Below are 19,596 nucleotides of genomic sequence, written 5' to 3' on the forward strand. Positions count from 1 at the left end.
CTTGACAGCATTCGGATTTTTCGCTAAACTAGTAACATATTTATCAATAACCGTTTGAAATCATCAGGAGAGAAAAGACCAGGTCTTTCGCCGAAGGAGTAATGCTCTCAGGTTTCTAGCCATAGAATAGGACTGATGATGGACGGACTTCTGGAGAGATTTTCTCTGTGCTGACCAAGCTGTTAAGTGCAGAGAGAACGCCGAAGGGGCAAGGTAGCCTAGACTACTCAAACTCTCAGGCAAAAGGACAGAAATTCAGCCCACAACTGCCTAGACTTTTGTCGTGCTGTTTATAGTCTCCATGGTCCAGACCTCAGCTAGTCTGGGCCTTTTATATTCCTCGATTCCATTGGTTGCTGATGATATTAATACTTTGGAGGATTAGTCATGCTAGACTTTTTTACAAAAATTGACGATTTTGTTTGGGGACCACCCCTACTGGTTCTTCTAGTCGGAACAGGGATTTATTTGACCATTCGACTGGGACTCCTGCAGGTACTCCGCCTACCTAAGGCTTTTAAATTGATTTTTGCAGAGGACAAAGGTGAAGGAGACATCTCCAGCTTTGCAGCTTTGGCTACGGCTTTAGCTGCCACCGTCGGAACTGGTAATATAGTTGGGGTGGCGACAGCCATTGGAACTGGCGGTCCCGGGGCCCTCTTTTGGATGTGGATGGCTGCCTTTTTCGGTATGGCTACCAAGTACGCCGAAGGTCTGCTGGCTATCAAGTACCGGACAAAGGATGACAATGGCCAAGTCTCCGGTGGACCCATGTATTACATCATCAATGGAATTACCGGCCGATTGAAAGTCATCGCCAAACCTCTGGCCTATTTCTTCGCCCTAGCTGGTATCTTAGTGGCTCTTCTGGGGATTGGGACTTTCTCTCAAGTTAATTCGATTACAGGGTCCTTGCAAAACAGCTTCAATTGGTCACCAAAAGTGGTCAGCATTATCATTGCCATTTTTGTCGCCATCATTGTCTTTGGAGGAATTCAATCCATCTCCAAGGTTTCAGAAAAAATCGTTCCTTTCATGGCAGGACTCTATATTCTGGCTGCCCTCAGTGTCATTGCAATTAACTATCAAAACCTTGTTCCAACCATTGTGGCCATCTTTAAATCAGCCTTCACACCGACAGCTGCTGTCGGTGGTTTCACAGGAGCTACGGTCATGCAGGCCATTCGCCTGGGGGTCGCTCGGGGAGTCTTCTCTAATGAATCTGGACTGGGTTCTGCTCCTATTGCCGCTGCGGCTGCCAAGACCCACGAGCCAGTTGAACAAGGGCTGATCTCTATGACTGGCACTTTCATTGATACCATTATCATCTGTACATTGACAGGCCTATCCATCCTGATTACGGGTCAATGGTCAGTCAAAGGCTTAGAGGGAGCAGCTGTCACCCAGTCAGCTTTCTCTTCAGTCTTTGGCAATATTGGTAGTTTGGTTCTGACCCTATCTTTGGCTCTTTTTGCCTTTACTACTATTCTTGGCTGGTCTTACTATGGCGAACGTTGCGTAGAATTTGTCTTTGGCACCAAGGGAATTACCATTTACCGCTGTATCTTTGTTTTCATGGTGGCCTTGGGAGGCTACCTGCAACTGCAGGTTATCTGGAAAATTGCCGATATTGTTAACGGTCTTATGGCCCTGCCAAACCTGATCGCACTCCTAGTGCTATCACCTATTATCATCAAGGAAACTAAATCCTATTTTAAGCGCATGGCAGGAGTTAAAAATCACGTTGATGCTAGCAAATAAGTTAATCCTATAGTAGCAACTGCCACACAAAATTCTCCTGCTTTGCATGACAGAAACTACAAGTAGCTTCTATAAAGAAGTCCATTGCTGATATCGTCAACGGTCTCATGGTTTTCCCAGATCTGATAATGCTGCTGGACCTCTCCCTCAATCATTATTGCCTCAACCAAGAAATACTTTGCTAAGTCTCAGCTGGATTTGAGCTAAATGTGATTACTCTCCTCTTGACAATCAGTCTGGGGGAGTTTTTATTTCCGGCCCCATTGGCCTGGAGCCAGCAATTCTGCTATAATATAGGGTATTAGAAATCAAGGAGGACTTATGGCAACTGCGGAAGATAATATAAAATTTGCAAGGCGGGGGCCCATTGTCTCCATCTTCGCCTATCTGGTCCTGACCGTTGGTAAGCTGGTCTTCGGTTATCTGCTGAATTCTTCCTCCCTGACTGCCGACGGTTTTAATAACCTGTCAGACATCATGAGTAATGTCATCCTCTTGGTTGGCCTCTATCTGGCTAGTCGGCCGGCTGATGAAGACCATCGCTTCGGCCATTGGAAAATTGAAGATTTAGCCAGCCTGCTGACTTCCTTTATCATGTTTCTGGTTGGCTTTCAGGTTCTTTTTGAAACCATTAAAAAGCTAATCGGCAACAGTCAAACTGAGATTGATCCATTGGGGGCCTTGGTTGGTGTCATTTCCGCCCTAGTCATGTATGGTGTCTACCTCTACAACCGCCACTTGTCTAAGAAGGTCAAGTCCTCAGCCCTGCTGGCAGCTTCCAAGGATAATCTGTCAGATGCCGTCACTTCGATTGGAACTTCGGTTGCCATTGTGGCCAGCTCTCTGAACTTGTCCATCGTTGACCGGATCGCCGCCATCATCATCTGCTACTTCATCCTCAAGACAGCCTATGACATCTTTATCCAGGCCACCTTCAGTCTATCTGATGGCTTTGATGATAAGCAGTTGTCCCAATATGAGAAGGCTATTTTACAAATCCCCAAGATTACAGCCGTCAAATCCCAGAGGGGGCGGACTTACGGTTCCAATATCTTCCTCGACCTGGTTCTGGAAATGAATCCTGACCTATCTGTCTATGAGAGCCATGCCATTACCGAGCAAGTGGAGCAACTCCTCCATGATGATTTTCAAGTCTATGATGTCGATATCCATGTTGAACCTGCTCCTATTCCCGAAGACGAAATCCCTGATAATGTCTATCACAAGCTCTATAAATTTGAAAAACTTGTCTTGGCCAAAATTCCAGACTACGAAACTTATATTGCTGAAGACTTTATGCTGGTCAATGAGTATGGTCAAGTCTTAACGGAACAAAGCTTCCTTGACTTGGCTCCCTACTACTCCAGCAACTTCCAATATTTCAAGATGACCTCCATCAGTCAGAAGACCAAGCTTATTACCTATCGTCTGGAAGGCAGACAGCACGTCAGCATCTGGCGGCGGCATGAAACTTGGAAACTCCTCTTCCACCAAATCACCCCAGAAACAGAAAGATAAGAGTTGGCTTGGCCAGCTCTTTTTACTACATATTTGGAAAATTTCAAAATAGATTAGTCAAGCAGGGCTAATACCGGGTTAAAATCAGAACTATCACTCTGTTTGTAACTACTAAGTAACTCAGATCTGACTTGGTTTGAACTGTCAGGTGACAATTTTAAACATCAGAGAGTATAAGAATTCGAAATTCTCGATGGGCAAGGTCGGCTACTTTAGCTAAAGCCCTAATACTCTTTGAAATTCAAAATTAGCAATTTACTATCTCAATACGACTACATCTGGAAAATTAACATAAATCATTAACTAATGGAGTCATTCTAAAAGTGATACTTTCGCCAAAGTGGTATTCTTAGCAACAACTACAGATGTTGCTAAGAACGGAAATTTTGAGAGAGATTTAGTCCGGTGGACTAAATCTGCCTGAGCTTAAAAACTCGAAAGCGAAGGGGCTCAAAATTTATCACGGGGCAAAGCCATCAGCTACTAAAGTAGCGATGTCTAACGCCAATCTCAATAGTGATTGGCTAGCCCCCTGATTAACTCGGTTAGGCCAGTAAAATCGACTGGCCTAACCAAGTGTCGCAATGAAACTACGTGAGTTCCAAGAAATCATCCACTGGATAATTTCTTCTTGCGTCCGCACTTTTAAACGACATTCCCTTTTCAAAATCGATATTATTTTGAAAAGGGAATTAGTAAGGTAGCTAGGTAAGTCGCCATAGCGATTACCGTAGTTCATCAGTGATTTTTAATCGCTGATGAGCTTGCTACGTTAGAAAGTATCAAAGATGCAAACTTTGATTTTAATTGGGTATAAGTTTACATCTCCTTTATTGGCTGATGGTTTGGCTTATCCTTCTTTTGATTTTCAAAGACTATCAAAAAAGCCAGGCTGAGCCTAGCTTTTATTCTTATCATTTATTTTTGACTTGTTTGGTAGCCACGTCTTCACCAAACCATTTCTTGGAAATCTTCTGGAATTGGCCAGCCTGATAGAGTTCCTTAAAGGCTTGGTTGATTTTTTTAACCAGGGTCTTATCAGACTTGCGAGCCCCGACGGCGAAGCTTTCTGCCTCATAACCAGCCGGCATAATGTGATACTGGTCTAATTTTCCTTCCTGCTCCAGGTAGTAATTGGCATAAACTCGGTCAATTAAGAGGCCATCAATCCGACCCGCCTGTAGGTCAATCAAAGCCTGGGTAAAGGTGGAATACTGAACCGCCTTCTTATCCTTGACCTTGTTTTTAAGGAGGTCAGGCTGACTTTCAAAGGCATCATAGCCGGAGGAACCTGCCTGTGCTCCCAAGGACTTGCCAGCCATCATGGCGATGCTAGAAATCCCCGGAGACTTCTTGGTCACGACAACCTGTTGGTTGACCATGTAGGGCTCAGTGAAGGCCAGCTCCTTCTTACGTTCATCGGTCACGGAATAGCCATTCCAAATCAGGTCGATAGTTCCGTTCTTAAGCTCGGTTTCCTTCATATCCCAGTCAATAGCCTGCCATTCAACCTTAATCCCATATTTCTTAAAGACAGCATTCGCTAAGTCAACATCAAAGCCGGTATATTTGCCATTTTTTTCTTCAAAGCCCATGGGGACAAAGGTGGCATCAAAGCCAATCTTGATAGTTTTTTCCTTGCTATAGGTCTGCCATTGGTCGGTCTCAGTCGCAAAATTGGAACGAGAGCTACAGGAGGCAAGGACCAGAGCCACTAGGAAAAACAAGGCCCCCAAAGCTAGACTCTTGGATAATTTTCTCATGTCTTACCCCTTTATCTATTTAGGGTTGATGGTCACGATATGGTCAGCAATCTCTTGGGCAAAATCCATATCGTGGGTAATCACAATCTGGGTAATCCCTAAATCGCGATTCTGAACAATCAATTTAGCTACCTCCTGACGAAGGGCGGGATCCAGGGCTGAGGTCGGTTCATCATAGCCGACAATTTTAGGATCAATCATCATAGCTCTAGCAAAGGCTACCCTTTGCTTTTGACCGCCAGAAAGGGAAAATGGATAGGCACTGCCGTGTTCTTCCAGTCCCAGCTTAGCAAGGAGTTCCTGAGCCTTCTTCGAGGCCTGCTCCTTGGTCACGCCCATGGTCTTGATGGGAGATAGAGTCAGATTTTCTAGAACGGTTAGGTGAGGAAATAGTTGAAAATCCTGAAAGACAAAGCCCAGAATATTTTCAGACTCCAAGTGGTTGAGGGGGACTTCTTGTCCCTGATAGATAACCTGACCAGAATCAATGGTTTCAAGGCCAGCCAGCATCCGTAAAAGAGTTGTCTTACCACCGCCAGAAGGACCAACAATCGCCAGGATTTTTCCTTCTTCCACATTTAGGTTGAAATCCTTGAAGATTTGCTTGTGGCCAAACTGCTTGGAAATATTTTTTAATTCTAACAACATAGGCCCCTCCTACTTATAAAAGTTAAATTTCTTTTCAATGCGTTTAGAAGCCAAGGTCACCACACCCACTAGAAGGAGATAGATGGCACCTGCTACAAACATTGGCGCCAGACTAGCATCACGGTTGGAAGCCGTCCGACTTTCCAGCAGGAGGTCACCGACACCTAGGACATAGACTAGGGAAGAATCCTTGACCAAATTGATGACTTCATTGAAGACACTAGGCAGGACGATTTTGACCACCTGCGGAAGGATGATATAACGGATGGTTTGGAGTTGGCTGAATTTCAGAACCTTGGCTGCTTCATATTGTCCTTTAGGAATAGCACCAATCCCTCCGCGGAAGATTTCTGCAAAATAGGCCGCATAGTTGAAGGTAAAGGCCAGAACAGCCGCCGGCAAGCGGTCAAAAACAATGCCGACACTAGGCAGGACATAGTAGAAAAAGATTAACTGCAAGAGAAGCGGCGTCCCACGCATAATCCAGACATAGATGGTCAAGAGCCAGTTGAGGGGCTTGAATTTGATTTGCATCAAAAAAGCCAGAATAATCCCTAGAGGAATGGACAGGATGATGACAATGCAGAAAACCTGCAGGGTCACCAAGGCTCCATTTAAGAGGGCTGGCAGGATTTCCAAAACATAGGACATAGAACTTCCTCACTTCTTAGGTAATATCTCTTATTATATCAAACTGTCATACAATTGGGAAGAGTGAGTTTTTATATTTATACAACTCTTCTTGGAAAATATGCAAAAGTTTCAAATCATAATAAAAGGCTCGAAGCCTTTAGCTCCTAGCCCTTAACTTATGCTTTTTTGACAAATTCTGATTTGAGCTTCATAGCCCCAAAGCCATCAATTTTACAATCAATATTGTGGTCACCCTCAACCAGACGGATATTTTTCACCCGAGTACCCTGTTTGAGCTCCTTGGGAGCACCCTTGACCTTGAGGTTCTTGACAATAGTAACACTATCGCCATCGGCTAGGCGAGTCCCATTGCTATCAAGAACGACTAAACCTTGGTCTTCTTCAACTTGGTTGGGATCCCACTCGTAAGCACATTCTGGACAAACCAAGAGGACACCATCCTCATAAACATACTCCGAGTTACATTTTGGGCAATTTGGTAGTGACATAGATTTTCCTTTTCTAAAATTACTGACAAATCTATTTTACCTTAAATCCAGTAAGAGGGCAAACTGGTTACAAAATTAGATATAGAATGGCTATAGGCCAATATGGCAAGCTATATTATTGTGTCATCAGGTTTTAAGGCTTGAGTCTCCTCAAAGCTCCAAATAGGCATGACTAGACGACAACTTTAGGTAAGGTTAGTTACTAAAAGAGCAAGAAGGGCTATTAAAACTGTGACACCTACAACGCCGATAAAAGCCAGCAGGAGCCCCCTTTTAAAGCCCTTAGCATCCATCTTTTCAGGTTCTAACTGCAGTGACTTGGAAAATCTTGGCGCTTTAGGGGCTCGCCCTGAAAAAATCGGAGATTCAAGTTCCTGACCCGTCGAAAAGGCTGACTCGAATTCATTATCTTCTGTCATCTTTTATCCTTTCTCTATTTGAAAATACCTGATTGATAATAAGGCGCCCTCTGCTATTTTTCATTAGTAACTTTACTTAAAATCGCCATCTTTTGCTTTGAGATAATATTTGCCATCTTGTGCTTGCTCAAAGGTTAGGGAGACAGAGTAATCTTTTCTTCCATCCGACTTATCACGATAATAACTAATGCGTAATTCCCTACCTCGACTGATATAATCAGTAATCTGATTGCTTGTAGGATAACCAATTCGATTGATAATTTCCTGATAGGTCATCCCTCCTTGACCAGAGTAGGAGTCGCCAACATGGAGTTTCTTAAAATCAGAGCGACTGATTCGCTTTTTAGGAGAATCTTCTAATCGAAATGTCTTGCCTTCTTGAGCATTGATAATAAATTTATAATCCAAGACATATCGACCTAGCCCCTCTCTTTTAAAATGGAATGACACATAGGTTTTCTTATCGTAGGAAGTGCCGTAACCTACATCTAAGTCAGCTGCCCGAAACCAGGACCTAGAGACCCGCCCGGTTTCATCCCCACTAGAATCATGGTCCTGATTAAGAGCACGCTCCACCTTGACTTTACCTTTACCAAATTTTTCAATAACACTATCAAGTAAATCCCCTTGTTTAACGCCTTGGTAGTCCTTATAAGTCAGGCTAGACGATTCCTGCCCCGAATGATTCTGATAACGCAATTGGGTCAAAAAGGCTACCGAATTGGTTTGGTAGAGCATTACGAAGATGATTATCAAGCCAAGACCCGTGGCCAGACCAAGTAAAATCTTTTTCTTTAGGCTCCAGCCAGATTTATTGGAACCTCCTTGAGGATTCTGACTGCTGTTTCTTTTATTCTGGTCTTGAAAAATCTGCTCCTGCATCTTTATCTCCTTTTGATTAGAACCCATCAATCTCTAGGTCAAATCTAACGACGAGACTTTAAGTAATAATGACCATCCTTATGCTTACTAAAGGTCAGTTCTTGGTCGTAATAATGATTGCCCTCATTCCAGCGGTAGTCAATCGTTAGGTTTGTATGTCCGTTATTAATGACATCAATATGATTGGACTGAGGGAATCCAAATTGTTTGACAACAGACTGGTAGGTGTCTCCGCCCTCTCCGTCATCAAAATTACCAACGTTCAGGCTCTCATAGGCAGCCTCATCAGTTACTGACGTTTTTTCCTGCAAGCGGAAATTTTTTCCATCCTGAATATTTTCTGCCTCCTTACGGCTGAGGTAATACTTTCCCTTTGCTCTCCAGAAGGTCAGAGTCACTTCGGTGAAGGGGTTACCTCCATAAGACTTGGAAGAAGGACTATAGGTCATGGTTAGATCGTTCACTGACGTATCAATTTCAGCTTTACCAAATCGCTGAGCAATCTTATCAGCTAAATATCCTGACGTCTCATGCTCGTCGCTACTGAGCTTAAGACTATCAAACTCCTGGTAGGTCCAATGGTGGGGTTCCTTTCCCTTCTCCAATTGCAAGTGCTGCTTAGCAAAATAGGGGACACCTTCAACTGAATAAATTGAATAGCCCAAGAATCCAAGAAGACAGAAAACCAGAACAGCCGCAAGTAGAATCTGGCCTAGGGTCACGCCCAGTTTGGTATGAATCCTTTCCGACCAGGCCAAACAATCGGTCTCATTAGTCTCAAAAGCCCTATCAAAGTCCTTTTCTCTTGCCATTATTCCTAATCCTTATCTATCAGTTAATAAGCATATTGATTATAGCATTTTTTAAGCCAAAAGAAATTACAATTCAATTAAGCCCCTGGCCTAGCTAGCCCCCTTAGACAAAGCTCTGCCGGCAGTACAATGAGCCTAGAAAATAAGGCCTGGTAACTTGACCAAACCTTATTTTGCTATAAGAGTAGATTTTCCAAAGCTTCTACTGCCGACTCAATCTCGGCAATCAAGTCCTGGTCTTCAAGACCGGTCACTTGAGTAATAACCTCTGCTAATGGCTTATTGGCTAGGAGGTCTTGCAATTCGACGGATTGTTGATCATTTGGATCCTTGTATTCAAAGACATAGGCTACTGTCTTGAGCAGATTGTCATAGGCTAGTCCGCGTTCCTTAAGTTCGCGAATTGGGCGAATGAAGCGTTCGTCAAAGCCCAGTTTGCGAATTGGTGTCCGAGCTACCCGTGTCACATCATCCACGATATAAGGATTTTCAAACCGTGAAATGATGACCTTGTGGTAGTCCAAGAGGTCTGCTTCCTTGAAGTCCCACTTGGCTATCAAGAGGCTACGAATTTCAGCCAGGACAGCTTGGACATTGGCCTTAACGGTTGAATTCTTGAGAGCTTCCAAAATGGTTTGAGCACCGTAGTGGGCACCCGTATAGGCAGAGGTTGCGTGACCAGAGTTTACTGAGAAAAGCTTACGTTCGATGAAAGGTGTTAGTTCTTCTTCGTAGTGGACACCAGTCAATTTAAGGCCCTTGTTTTTCATGCAACCTGTTTCGACTACCCATTCCTTGAAGGGTTCAACGACAACGAAGAGAGGATCCTCATGGCTTTGAGCAGGTACGATCCGGTCAACAGCGGCATTTGGGAAACCAACATAGTTTTCAGCATATTCTAGACCAGCTTGGGAGAGGTGCTTTTTGACTTCTTCCCAGAGGAATTGGGACCCCCCAATCATATTTTCACAGGCCAAGATATCAATCGGTTCTTCCTTACCAGCCGCTTGACGAGCTTCAATTCCTTGAGCAATCAGGCCTGCAATTAAGGGCAGAATGTTAGGACCGATAGCCGTTGTGATAATGTCCGCTTGGGTAATAGCTGCGACCACGGCTTCTGGATCTTTGCCGTTGTTAATTCCGGAAACACCAGAAACTGCGATATGGCGTTTGCCATCTTCAGCGATTTCGATTTCGTAGCTAGCTCTTTCATTGAGGACGTCAATAATTTTTTCATTAACGTCCACAAAGGTAATGTCAAAATCATTCTCAAAGAGAATTTCTCCGATGAAACCACGCCCAATATTTCCGGCACCAAAGTGTACTGCTTTACTCATTTTTCTAAACCTCTTTTCCTTACTAGGCGACTAGCCTTATTCCACACTATTTAAGAGACGAATAATTTCGTCTTGAGACTGGGCATCTGCCAATTTAACCACATTATCAACATCGGCACAAAAGATAGAAATCTTTTGAATCAATTCCAAGTGTTCGTTTCCTAGACCGGCGATACCAAAGAGAACGGTTGCGATTTGCGGATCTTCTTCCGTACCAAAATTAACCCCCTTAGGAACTTGGACAACGGTCACGCCAGTCTTAAGAACCTCCTTTTTAGCATCGTCGGTCCCGTGAGGAATGGCGATGAAATTCCCCATATAGACAGATAGTTCTTGGTCACGACGAACCATGGCGTCAATATAGTCTGGCTTGACATAGCCACCGTCTGCTAATAACTGCCCGCAGTAACGGATGGCTTCTTCTTTATTGGTAAATTGCTGATTGAGTTTAATCAGACTTTTTTCAAATTCCATACTTAAGTCTCCAAATCTTTGATTGTTTCTGTAAAAATCTTATTGAGTAATTGGTAGATAATCCCTTGATTACCTGTTTTATAAATTTCTGTATAGAGGTGATTTTCAATGATGGATTGACCAATAGCTGACATCAACTCCTTGACGGCTTCCATACTATTATCCTTAGTCAGCATGACCAAAAAGCGATTCACTTTTTCTTTTTCGTGGTTCATGGACAGGGCTTCAATGGTCTGCTCCAGTTGATAGACCACAAATTGACTCTTTTCAACAGCGTGTGACTGCGTATGCAGAAGCACCAAGCCAGTTTCAGGGATGGCAAAAGGGCTAATGGCAAAACGTTTGAGTAGCTTCTTGGTCAAATAGTTTTGGTCTGAGATAAAGGGTAAATCCTCAAGAACCTGGGCAACCGTTTCCTCAAAGGAAGGTCTATTGTTTAACCCTTTCAGGTAAAAACGATCCAACAAATCTTGACTGGCTTCTAGATAGTACTGGAGGTCTGTCTGACCGACAATCTCAACATGACGATTCCTCTCCTGATTTCGCTCCAATTGAACAGCCTGAAGGCGTTCCTGCAGGTGTAAAATCTCAGACGTGTTAGGATAGATAGAAACCAACTCAACACCAGGATAATCATTAGGACTGGTTGCTAGAACGTAGTCAAACTGCTCTCGGTCCGACTCCAAATATTCATCTAAGCGCTTGACCTGAACCGACTGAACAAAGGGAGCAATCGACTTAATCCTGCTGATAAGCAATTCAACTGCCAGAGGGCGTTGGTTGGTTAAGAGCAGAATCTGAATCGGATAAATATCCGGGCTCCGTCTAATGCTGGAGGCAAAGTGAAGGGTGATTAACTCATACTCTGCTTCATTTTGCAAATAGGCCGGAAATAAATCCTTAAGAACCAAGCGAATAATCCGATGGAGGAAATCATTTTGGTAGGCAACCAGGTGAGCTGGCTGGGACAGCGATTGATCAGGAAAGAGGTGAGGAATGGCCAAACTCAGGCGCAGATGATGAAAGAGGAAATGAAAGAGGGTCTTGTCCTTAAGAAAATTAATCTTAGTAAAGGAGGACACCTTATCAATCAAATTGGTCACACTATAAAAGTACTGACTATCGAAATCTTCCACATATAGGGGATTTTCCTGCCGCTTGATGTAAAACTTATCAAACTGACCAGCCCAGTAGACAATATCATTGATGGTATAGGCCTGGGCCGTCAGCTTAGAGTAGCTGGCAAAGAGCTTCTGAGCTAATTCTAGTGACTGCTTACTGACATGGCTGACCGTCTTGACCTGCCCAAATTGTTTGGAAAGGGCCAAAAGAATGGTAAAGAACTGCAGAAGCTTGCCATCCATTTCTGGCATAAAAGCCTGAATCTGGCGAACAGCCTGTCTAGCCTTCCTAATAGCGCTGGCCATTTGCTCACTTGCTAGCCATTCAAACTGACCTGATTTAAAATCAGCTGAGCTTATCATATGGGTGAGGAGAACAGACAAGAGGTAGCGGTGTTCCTCAGCTGTCAATCTTAATTGGTAACCCTGCTTGCGCTCCAGCTTAATGCCAAATTCAGCCAAACGGTTTTCAACATCAGTAATATCCTGAATAATGGTCACATTGCTGACCTTGAGTTCATTTTGAAAATGGGCGTTGGTCAGTGGCCTGTCTGCCTCAAGAAGGGCCAGACAAATCAGGTTAAGCCGTTCACTACGACTGTAGTCCTCTTGACCATATAGAGAACCCAACTGGGACAAGTCTCCCTCTAGGTGGAACTTTTTCTCCTTTTTACGAAGATCTACCCCTACTTCTGCTAGACTCTTTGTCAAATCAGCAAGGGTGCGATAGGCTGTCCTTTGGGAGACATTTAAGAGCCTTTGAATCTCTTCAACTGAGAGCTTTCCCACATCTAAGAAGGCCTTAATCAACTTCTCTTCACGTTTGGTAAATATCATAGCTACATTCTACTATATTTAATGAGACATGAAAATCAAAGGCCTATGACTAGAGAAAGGCAAGCAGGCCTGACTTTCTCTAGCTTTCTATCCCGTAACTAGGTATCACTTGTGCATCCGTGCTACCATCTTGTCATATTCTGCAGTTGTGACTAGACTGTCAACCACTAAGAATTGGGCATGAGGAGCATAGGCCTGAGCCTCTGACTGGTTGGCAATGGTTGTGACGACTAAGATATTTTTTGCATTGAAGTCACCCAACTTTTCGTTAGCAATCTTCGCAACCGGGATACCGATATTATTATTTTTAAAGATACTTTCTAAGGTTGCTTGACCCATGGTTGCAGAACCTTGAGCCTTGCCGTGAGCAAAGATGACTTCATCAATATAGTTCAAATCTAAATCGTCTGATTCTTGACCAGCCACCTCGGATTGGGCAGTCTCTTGAGCTGGACTAGCACCAGTTTGACCAGACAAGAGCCCAACAATTTCATCATACTTAGGTGTAGCCAAGAAGTTGTCCACACTAACATGAACACTACTTGGAGTTCTTTCACCAGCCCTAGCTGCCAATTCTTCCTGGGTGACAATCAGGGTATGATCCTTGTCGGTCAGGTTAGAAATGGCGAGATTGCTAACTGGAATATCCAGCCCTGCTTTCTTAACCTTATCACGTAGAATAGAAGCTCCCATGGCCGAGCTACCCATACCTGCATCACAGGCGAAAATAATTTGTTGGATATTATTAGCAGTAATCTCTTTTGAGTTTGCCAGAGGTTGGTTAGCTTGACCCTTCGATTGGGCCTTAGCTGCTTGGGTCGCTGCTTGGGCAGCTTCCAGAGAGTCATCCTCAGACTTATCAGCTTTCAAAATAACGGAAGCCACTAAGAAGGAGACAATAGCTGAAGCAAAGACACCTGCTAGGACGGATAAGTGAGGACCCCAACCTTTAGGAGCCATCCCCATGATGGCGATGATAGAACCTGGCGAAGCCGGTGCTGTCAAACCTGCATTCAGGGTTTGGAAGGTGAAGGTACCCGTCAAACCACCAGCGATAACTGCCAAGAACATGGCTGGTTTCATCATAACGTAAGGGAAGTAAATTTCATGGATACCACCGAAGAAGTGGATAATCATAGCTCCCCATGAAGAGGACTTGGCTGAACCTTTACCAAAGAAGGCATAGGCCAAAAGCACACCAAGACCAGGACCAGGGTTTGCTTCCAAGAGGAAGAGGACAGATTTACCAACTTGTTGAACCTGTTCCGTACCAAGTGGGGTGAAAATACCGTGGTTGAGGGCATTGTTGAGGAAGAGAATCTTAGCAGGTTCGATAATCAGGTTAGCTAAAGGCAGGAGATGAACCTTGACGATAGCTTCTACTCCAATACCAACCCACTCGGTCAATTGGGCAACGACTGGACCAATGATGAAGTAGGACAGCACCATGAGGGCAAAACCAATCAAGCCCAGGGAGAAGTTGTTGACCAACATTTCAAAACCAGTTTTGATTTTTGGCTGAACCTTCTCATCAAATTTCTTCAAAATCCAAGCGGATAAAGGTCCCATAATCATGGCACCGATAAACATGGTGACGGTTGAACCAGCTATGGCACCAAAGGATACAATAGCCCCGATAACACCACCACGCTGTTTATGAACATTATAGCCACCTGTATATCCAATTAAGAGGGGCAAAACATATTTAAGCATGGGGCCAACAACATTGGTATTCAAACCACTGTTTGGCAAATATCCTGTATCAATGAAGAGGGAGGCTGCTACCCCCCAAGCGATGAAGGCTCCGATGTTAGGCATGACCATATTAGAAAGGGCAGTCCCTAACTTCTGGACTCTAACCTTCAAGGAATTTCCATTAGACATTTCAAGTCCTCCTTTTTACTGGCCTAGAGTAACCAATCTTTTGATAAAGACTTGTCCCTAGGCTCCTTTTACTACAATTTTATTATAGGACTTTTCTTTTTGCCAGACCACTCAAATTTTGGCAAAGATTTTTTGCCACCCTGGGAAGTCTTTGGCAAAACTTTTATAACTAAAATAAAAATCTCCTCTAGGCCAAGTACAAACATCAACACCACTTTGCTCTCTATCGCTGGGTTACGACACGAAAAAAGTTTGCCCGACATGGCAAACTTTTTGAATTAGTAAGAGAGGTAGAAAAGCTGCTATAGCGGTTTTCGTTAGTTAGCAAGTGCTTGGCACTTAGCTAACTACCTCTATTATTCTACAGTTACGGCTTTAGCTAGGTTTCGTGGTTTATCGACATCCAAGCCCCGTTGCAGAGAGGCATAGTAGGCAATCAACTGAGTTGGAATGACCATAGAAATTGGTGCCAAGTATGGGTGAACCTTATTGACAATAATATCATCCGAATCATTAGCCAAATCTTCTTCAACAATGGTCAAAACACTGGCTCCTCGAGCTGCTACTTCTTGGATATTACCACGAGTATGGGCAGCCACCTTTGGACTAGCGGAGATAAGGGCTAGGACTGGCACACCCTCTTCAATCAGAGAAATGGTACCATGTTTCAATTCACCTGCAGCAAAACCTTCACACTGGATATAGGAAATTTCTTTGAGTTTGAGAGAGGCTTCCATAGCTACGTAATAGTCTGTACCACGGCCAATATAGAAGGCATTGCGACTAGTTGGCAAGAGTTTTTCAACCTTCTCAGCAATGCTGTCCTTTTCAGACAGGGTTGACTCAATGGATTGAGCAACGATAGAGAGTTCATGGACCAAATCAAAGTCAAGAGCTTCTTGTTTGCCATTGGCTTCCCCGACAGCCTTGGCTAGGAAGGCTAGGGCAGCAATTTGAGCAGTATAGGCCTTAGTTGAAGCAACCGCAATTTCTGGTCCAGCATGAAGGAGTATGGTATAGCTGGCTTCACGAGAAAGGGTGGAGCCGGGTACATTAGTCACGGTCAGACTTGGGATACCCATGGCATTAGCCTTTACCAATACCTGGCGGCTATCAGCCGTTTCACCAGATTGGCTGAGGAGGACAAACATTGGCTTCTTACTCAAGAGTGGCATGTTGTAGCCCCATTCAGAAGCAACCCCCAGTTCAACAGGCGTATCCGTCAATTGTTCAAACATGGACTTGGCAGCGTAGCCGGCATTATAAGAAGTCCCAGCCGCCAAGATATAGATACGATCAGCTTCTTGGACTGACTTAACGATGGCAGGGTCAACTGTCATATGACCCTTACTATCAGCGTAGGTATTGATGAGCTTTCGCATAACGGTTGGTTGTTCATCGATTTCTTTCAACATATAGAAAGGATAGGTACCCTTACCGATATCAGAAAGGTCAAGTTCAGCGGTATAGCTAGAACGTTCTTGGACATTTCCGTCATAGTCCTGAATTTCTACACTATCCGCCTTAACGATGACCAACTCCTTATCATGGATTTCCATGAATTGATTGGTTTCACGAATCATAGCCATGGCGTCAGAGCAGACCATATTGTAACCATCACCCAAGCCAATCAAAAGAGGGGATTTATTTTTAGCTACATAAATCATTTGGCTGTCATTAGCATCCATCAGGGCAAAGGCATAAGAACCTTCAATAATTGATAGAGCCTTCTTGAAAGCAGATAGGACGTCAAGCCCGTCTTCTTCGACGAATTTACCAATCAGATGGGCAGCAATTTCAGTATCCGTTTGTCCCTTAAAATCGTGATTAGCTAGGTAGTTATTCTTGATTTCTAGGTAGTTCTCAATCACACCGTTATGCACTAGGGTAAAACGTCCTGTTTGTGATTGATGGGGGTGAGCATTGACTTCGCTGGCTGGCCCGTGGGTTGCCCAACGGGTATGGCCAATACCGGCAGTTCCCTTTGTATCGCCAACCTTATCACTCAGCTCAGCAATCCGTCCAACGGCCTTAATCAGATGGCTCTCTTGACCATCAGTCACATAAAGGCCAGCCGAATCATAACCACGGTACTCTAATTTTTCCAACCCTTGAATTAAAATATCTGTTGCTTCTGGATTTCCGACAACACCGACAATTCCACACATAGTCTTACTTTTTGTGTAGCCTAGGCTACTACTCCTTTTTCTATTTCGTTTCAAATTGGTCTAGTCTATTTACTCAGACCAAGGACGATAAATACAGTATATTTAAATGTTTTCACTTTGTCAAGAGAAAAATTGGTCTAGTTCAATTCGTGAAATCAGGCTGAGCAGTAGAGAAAATAGAAGCGACAAGCGCTTGTTGTTTGAAACTTGGAGACTTTTTCACTCCTTTTTAACTAATACTCAAATGAAAATCGAAATTAGCCGAGGAAATGAACCGAAGACAGTACTGGAGTACGGCAAGGTGAGTTAACGAAGGTAAATTTTGATTTTCGAAGAGTATAAGGAAGCTAGTTATCACTTAGCGCAAACTGGGTCATTTCCTCTAAGCTCTGTTTCGCAATCGCTAAGAGGCATAAAAAAAGTAGCCCAGAGGCTACTCAACTCTTACAAAACCAAATTTATTTAGGGGCCAGAGTCTGAAGGAGATGACTCCCTTTACTTGTTTTTTCGAAATGAAGCCAAACTTGCGACTATCATTTTTATCCTGGCGATTGTCATTTAAAACGAGATAGGAGTCCTTGGGAACCTTGGTGACCTTATCACTCTTACCAATGGTCTCTGTTGTAAAATCTTCTGTAAAATATTGACCAGGTTGAGACTTCTTCATAAAGTGATTATATTCTTTTTTCAAATAGGGCTCATGCTTGACCTTATTATTAATGTAGAGCACATCATCTACAGAAGTCACCTTCTGACCAGGTTGGGCTACGACCCGACCGACATATTCCTTATTGTCAACCTTATAAACCACAAAGTCATTGTCAACAGGCTCCCCCTTGGTTGCGACTGTCACAAAGTCTCCCTTAGCCAAAAAGGAATTAGCTGAATCCGCCTTGATTTCGACCGTTGAGAATAAGAAAATTCGCAAAAGTATTATTGCCAATACAATGACTAAAAGAATAATGATATTTCTGATAAGATCTCGCTTAACCATAGAAACTCCTTCCAATACCCAGTATTATAACATTTCTTAGGCAAATAGAAAAGGTCGGCGACTTAACAAATCCCTTTCAGAAGGCGACAGAATGATAACGAGACTAAGAAAATTCAAGGCAGTTTGAAACCTAGTGAGAGTATTTTTTCGAGTACAAGGATAGAACATCACTTCCAGTAAGTAGGAGATAGCTTTCCATGTTACTGGCAAATTCCGGACATAAGAAAAGCCACCATCTGAGGTAGCTTTCTTGTGCTTATAACAAAGCTTATTTAACAGTACGTACACGCATGGTGTTGGTACCGCCTGAACCAACTGGAACACCAGCAACGATAACAATGTCGTCACCTGCTTCAACAAGGCCAGATTTAACAGCTTCACGTTCTGCCAATTCAAACATATCATCAGTAGACGCAGGCTTATCCGTTACAACCGGAATAACACCCCAGTTGAGCATAAGTGATTTTTGTGTAATTTCATTAAAAGTAACAGCCAAGATATCAGCTTCTGGACGATACTTAGAAATCAAACGAGCTGTATTTCCAGATTCCGTAATGGTAACAACCAGCTTGATGTTCATTGAGTTAGTCGCATCCTTAACAGCTGAAGCTACAACATCAGTCTTAGTTGAGCGTTCAAACTTAGAAGAGTCCAAACGACCATATTCACTAAGAAGGGTTTGCGCATTCTTGTCAATAGTTGCCATGGTGCGAACAGATTCACGTGGGTATTTACCATTAGCAGATTCACCTGACAACATAGTTGCATCAGTACCGTCAATAACAGCGTTGAAGACGTCAGATACTTCTGAACGAGTTGCACGTGGTTTGTCCGTCATGGTTTCCAGCATGTTTGTTGCTGTAACAACGATTTTACCAGCAGCATTGACCTTGGTGATGATCATCTTTTGGTAAACTGGAACCATTTCAAATGGAACTTCAATACCCATATCACCACGAGCAATCATGATACCGTCAGCTGCTTCAATGATTTCATCGATATTTTCAATACCTTGTTGGTTTTCAATCTTAGCCAAAAGCTTAACATGGCCATTACCTGTTTCTTCACAGATAGCACGAACTTCATTAACATCTTTAGCTGTACGAACAAATGAGATAGCGATGAAGTTAAGACCTTGTTCCAGACCAAAGCGAATATCAGAATTATCGCGTTCTGCCAAGGCAGGGAAAGGAATCTTGGTGTTTGGAATGTTAACACCTTTTTGCTTAGCAATGATGCCGTCGTTTTCAACTTCTACTTCAAATTCACGACTTGAAGCATCTTTTCCTACGACACGCAAACCAAGTTTACCATCATCGACAAGGATTTGCTTACCAACTTCAACATCATCAAAAATGTCAAGACCACCAGCAACGTTCAAAGCAATAACTTCTTTTGTAGATTGGATACCTTGCTTGGTTGCGACACGAAGTTTGTCACCAGTCTTGTAAGAGTATTCTTTAGCGTCATCTGCAAACAATTCTGTACGGATTTCAGGTCCTTTAGTGTCAAGCAGGAAACCAACCTTTTGGCTAGCAATTTCTTCTGCCTTACGGACAACTTCCATACGTTCACCTTGCTCGGCATGGTCACCGTGAGAGAAATTGAAACGGAAAACATTAGCTCCTTCAGTGATTAGGTTAGCAATGTTTTGCGCTGATGCTTCATGGTCAAGGCTTTCACCCCAATAACCGTCATCACCAAATTTCTTACCACCACGGATTTCTACCGCAGGACCGAGTGTTGCAACGATTTTTACGCGTTTATTCATGATAAATATGAACTCCCTCTATTTTTTATCCCTTTAGGGATAGGATTAACTAGATTGATAAATGT

At 43.4% G+C, this 19,596-nt stretch carries 16 protein-coding genes and 2 riboswitches; of the genes, 2 read left to right on the forward strand and 14 right to left on the reverse strand.

Features of this window, described 5'->3' with window-relative positions; all coding sequences use genetic code 11:
* Positions 1-54: 54 nt before the first annotated feature.
* A riboswitch (glycine riboswitch) is annotated at positions 55-145 on the forward strand.
* A gap of 3 nt (positions 146-148) precedes the next feature.
* Positions 149-253, forward strand: a riboswitch (glycine riboswitch).
* Between the two features lie 134 nt (positions 254-387).
* Positions 388-1,761 carry an alanine/glycine:cation symporter family protein gene (locus DYE66_RS08315; protein WP_002996819.1) on the forward strand — a complete coding sequence of 458 codons (1,374 nt, stop codon included), beginning with the start codon at positions 388-390 and terminating at the stop codon, positions 1,759-1,761.
* Between the two features lie 321 nt (positions 1,762-2,082).
* Complete coding sequence (locus DYE66_RS08320; protein ID WP_002961980.1) at positions 2,083-3,279, forward strand: cation diffusion facilitator family transporter; 1,197 nt, start codon at positions 2,083-2,085, stop codon at positions 3,277-3,279.
* A 914-nt stretch (positions 3,280-4,193) separates the two neighbouring features.
* Here the strand turns inward: DYE66_RS08320 and DYE66_RS08325 are convergent.
* From DYE66_RS08325 to pyk, 14 genes are all read right to left on the reverse strand, one after another.
* Positions 4,194-5,042: an amino acid ABC transporter substrate-binding protein gene (locus tag DYE66_RS08325; RefSeq protein ID WP_115325114.1), complete on the reverse strand. Its 849-nt coding sequence runs from the start codon at positions 5,040-5,042 to the stop codon at positions 4,194-4,196.
* Positions 5,043-5,057: 15 nt separating this feature from the next.
* Positions 5,058-5,687, reverse strand: coding sequence for an amino acid ABC transporter ATP-binding protein (locus DYE66_RS08330; protein ID WP_029237197.1), 630 nt, complete (start codon positions 5,685-5,687; stop codon positions 5,058-5,060).
* Positions 5,688-5,699: 12 nt separating this feature from the next.
* Positions 5,700-6,341, reverse strand: a complete 642-nt coding sequence (locus tag DYE66_RS08335; RefSeq protein ID WP_019788431.1) for an amino acid ABC transporter permease — start codon at positions 6,339-6,341, stop codon at positions 5,700-5,702.
* 158 nt (positions 6,342-6,499) lie between these two features.
* Complete coding sequence (locus DYE66_RS08340; protein ID WP_019788432.1) at positions 6,500-6,832, reverse strand: zinc ribbon domain-containing protein YjdM; 333 nt, start codon at positions 6,830-6,832, stop codon at positions 6,500-6,502.
* 185 nt (positions 6,833-7,017) lie between these two features.
* The gene (locus DYE66_RS08345) at positions 7,018-7,251 is read right to left on the reverse strand and encodes a hypothetical protein (RefSeq protein ID WP_002997323.1); all 234 of its coding nucleotides are present in this window, start codon (positions 7,249-7,251) and stop codon (positions 7,018-7,020) included.
* Positions 7,252-7,323: 72 nt separating this feature from the next.
* Positions 7,324-7,701, reverse strand: coding sequence for a hypothetical protein (locus DYE66_RS11050; protein ID WP_029236860.1), 378 nt, complete (start codon positions 7,699-7,701; stop codon positions 7,324-7,326).
* A gap of 476 nt (positions 7,702-8,177) precedes the next feature.
* Entirely contained in the window at positions 8,178-8,582 is a 405-nt protein-coding gene (locus DYE66_RS11055; RefSeq protein ID WP_241208432.1) for a hypothetical protein, read from the reverse strand.
* Positions 8,583-9,121: 539 nt separating this feature from the next.
* On the reverse strand, positions 9,122-10,282 hold the full coding sequence (locus tag DYE66_RS08360) for a mannitol-1-phosphate 5-dehydrogenase (protein ID WP_115325115.1): 1,161 nt from the start codon (positions 10,280-10,282) through the stop codon (positions 9,122-9,124).
* A gap of 36 nt (positions 10,283-10,318) precedes the next feature.
* The gene (locus DYE66_RS08365; RefSeq protein ID WP_019783752.1) at positions 10,319-10,756 is read right to left on the reverse strand and encodes a PTS mannitol transporter subunit IIA; all 438 of its coding nucleotides are present in this window, start codon (positions 10,754-10,756) and stop codon (positions 10,319-10,321) included.
* A 2-nt stretch (positions 10,757-10,758) separates the two neighbouring features.
* A complete protein-coding gene (locus DYE66_RS08370) occupies positions 10,759-12,714 on the reverse strand; it encodes a BglG family transcription antiterminator (RefSeq protein ID WP_019788262.1) in 1,956 nt (651 codons plus the stop codon).
* A gap of 105 nt (positions 12,715-12,819) precedes the next feature.
* Positions 12,820-14,598: a PTS mannitol transporter subunit IIBC gene (locus tag DYE66_RS08375; RefSeq protein ID WP_019788263.1), complete on the reverse strand. Its 1,779-nt coding sequence runs from the start codon at positions 14,596-14,598 to the stop codon at positions 12,820-12,822.
* A 356-nt stretch (positions 14,599-14,954) separates the two neighbouring features.
* Positions 14,955-16,766, reverse strand: coding sequence for a glutamine--fructose-6-phosphate transaminase (isomerizing) (gene glmS, locus DYE66_RS08385; RefSeq protein ID WP_002997329.1), 1,812 nt, complete (start codon positions 16,764-16,766; stop codon positions 14,955-14,957).
* A gap of 433 nt (positions 16,767-17,199) precedes the next feature.
* A complete protein-coding gene (gene lepB, locus DYE66_RS08390) occupies positions 17,200-17,760 on the reverse strand; it encodes a signal peptidase I (protein ID WP_002996498.1) in 561 nt (186 codons plus the stop codon).
* Positions 17,761-18,028: 268 nt separating this feature from the next.
* On the reverse strand, positions 18,029-19,531 hold the full coding sequence (gene pyk, locus DYE66_RS08395) for a pyruvate kinase (protein ID WP_002996925.1): 1,503 nt from the start codon (positions 19,529-19,531) through the stop codon (positions 18,029-18,031).
* Between the last annotated feature and the right edge of the window lie 65 nt (positions 19,532-19,596).

The sequence above is a fragment of the Streptococcus downei MFe28 genome, from assembly GCF_900459175.1.
Taxonomy (GTDB): Bacteria; Bacillota; Bacilli; order Lactobacillales; family Streptococcaceae; genus Streptococcus; species Streptococcus downei.

Excerpts from the sequence above, each read along its gene's own strand:
- DYE66_RS08335 (WP_019788431.1), bottom strand. The coding sequence starts at position 6,341 with ATGTCCTATGTTTTGGAAATCCTGCCAGCCCTCTTAAATGGAGCCTTG.
- DYE66_RS08325 (WP_115325114.1), bottom strand. The coding sequence starts at position 5,042 with ATGAGAAAATTATCCAAGAGTCTAGCTTTGGGGGCCTTGTTTTTCCTA.
- DYE66_RS11055 (WP_241208432.1), bottom strand. The coding sequence starts at position 8,582 with ATGACCTATAGTCCTTCTTCCAAGTCTTATGGAGGTAACCCCTTCACC.
- lepB (WP_002996498.1), bottom strand. The coding sequence starts at position 17,760 with ATGGTTAAGCGAGATCTTATCAGAAATATCATTATTCTTTTAGTCATT.
- DYE66_RS08375 (WP_019788263.1), bottom strand. The coding sequence starts at position 14,598 with ATGTCTAATGGAAATTCCTTGAAGGTTAGAGTCCAGAAGTTAGGGACT.
- DYE66_RS08345 (WP_002997323.1), bottom strand. The coding sequence starts at position 7,251 with ATGACAGAAGATAATGAATTCGAGTCAGCCTTTTCGACGGGTCAGGAA.
- DYE66_RS08320 (WP_002961980.1), top strand. The coding sequence starts at position 2,083 with ATGGCAACTGCGGAAGATAATATAAAATTTGCAAGGCGGGGGCCCATT.
- DYE66_RS08370 (WP_019788262.1), bottom strand. The coding sequence starts at position 12,714 with ATGATATTTACCAAACGTGAAGAGAAGTTGATTAAGGCCTTCTTAGAT.
- DYE66_RS08365 (WP_019783752.1), bottom strand. The coding sequence starts at position 10,756 with ATGGAATTTGAAAAAAGTCTGATTAAACTCAATCAGCAATTTACCAAT.
- DYE66_RS08340 (WP_019788432.1), bottom strand. The coding sequence starts at position 6,832 with ATGTCACTACCAAATTGCCCAAAATGTAACTCGGAGTATGTTTATGAG.
- glmS (WP_002997329.1), bottom strand. The coding sequence starts at position 16,766 with ATGTGTGGAATTGTCGGTGTTGTCGGAAATCCAGAAGCAACAGATATT.
- DYE66_RS08315 (WP_002996819.1), top strand. The coding sequence starts at position 388 with ATGCTAGACTTTTTTACAAAAATTGACGATTTTGTTTGGGGACCACCC.
- pyk (WP_002996925.1), bottom strand. The coding sequence starts at position 19,531 with ATGAATAAACGCGTAAAAATCGTTGCAACACTCGGTCCTGCGGTAGAA.
- DYE66_RS08360 (WP_115325115.1), bottom strand. The coding sequence starts at position 10,282 with ATGAGTAAAGCAGTACACTTTGGTGCCGGAAATATTGGGCGTGGTTTC.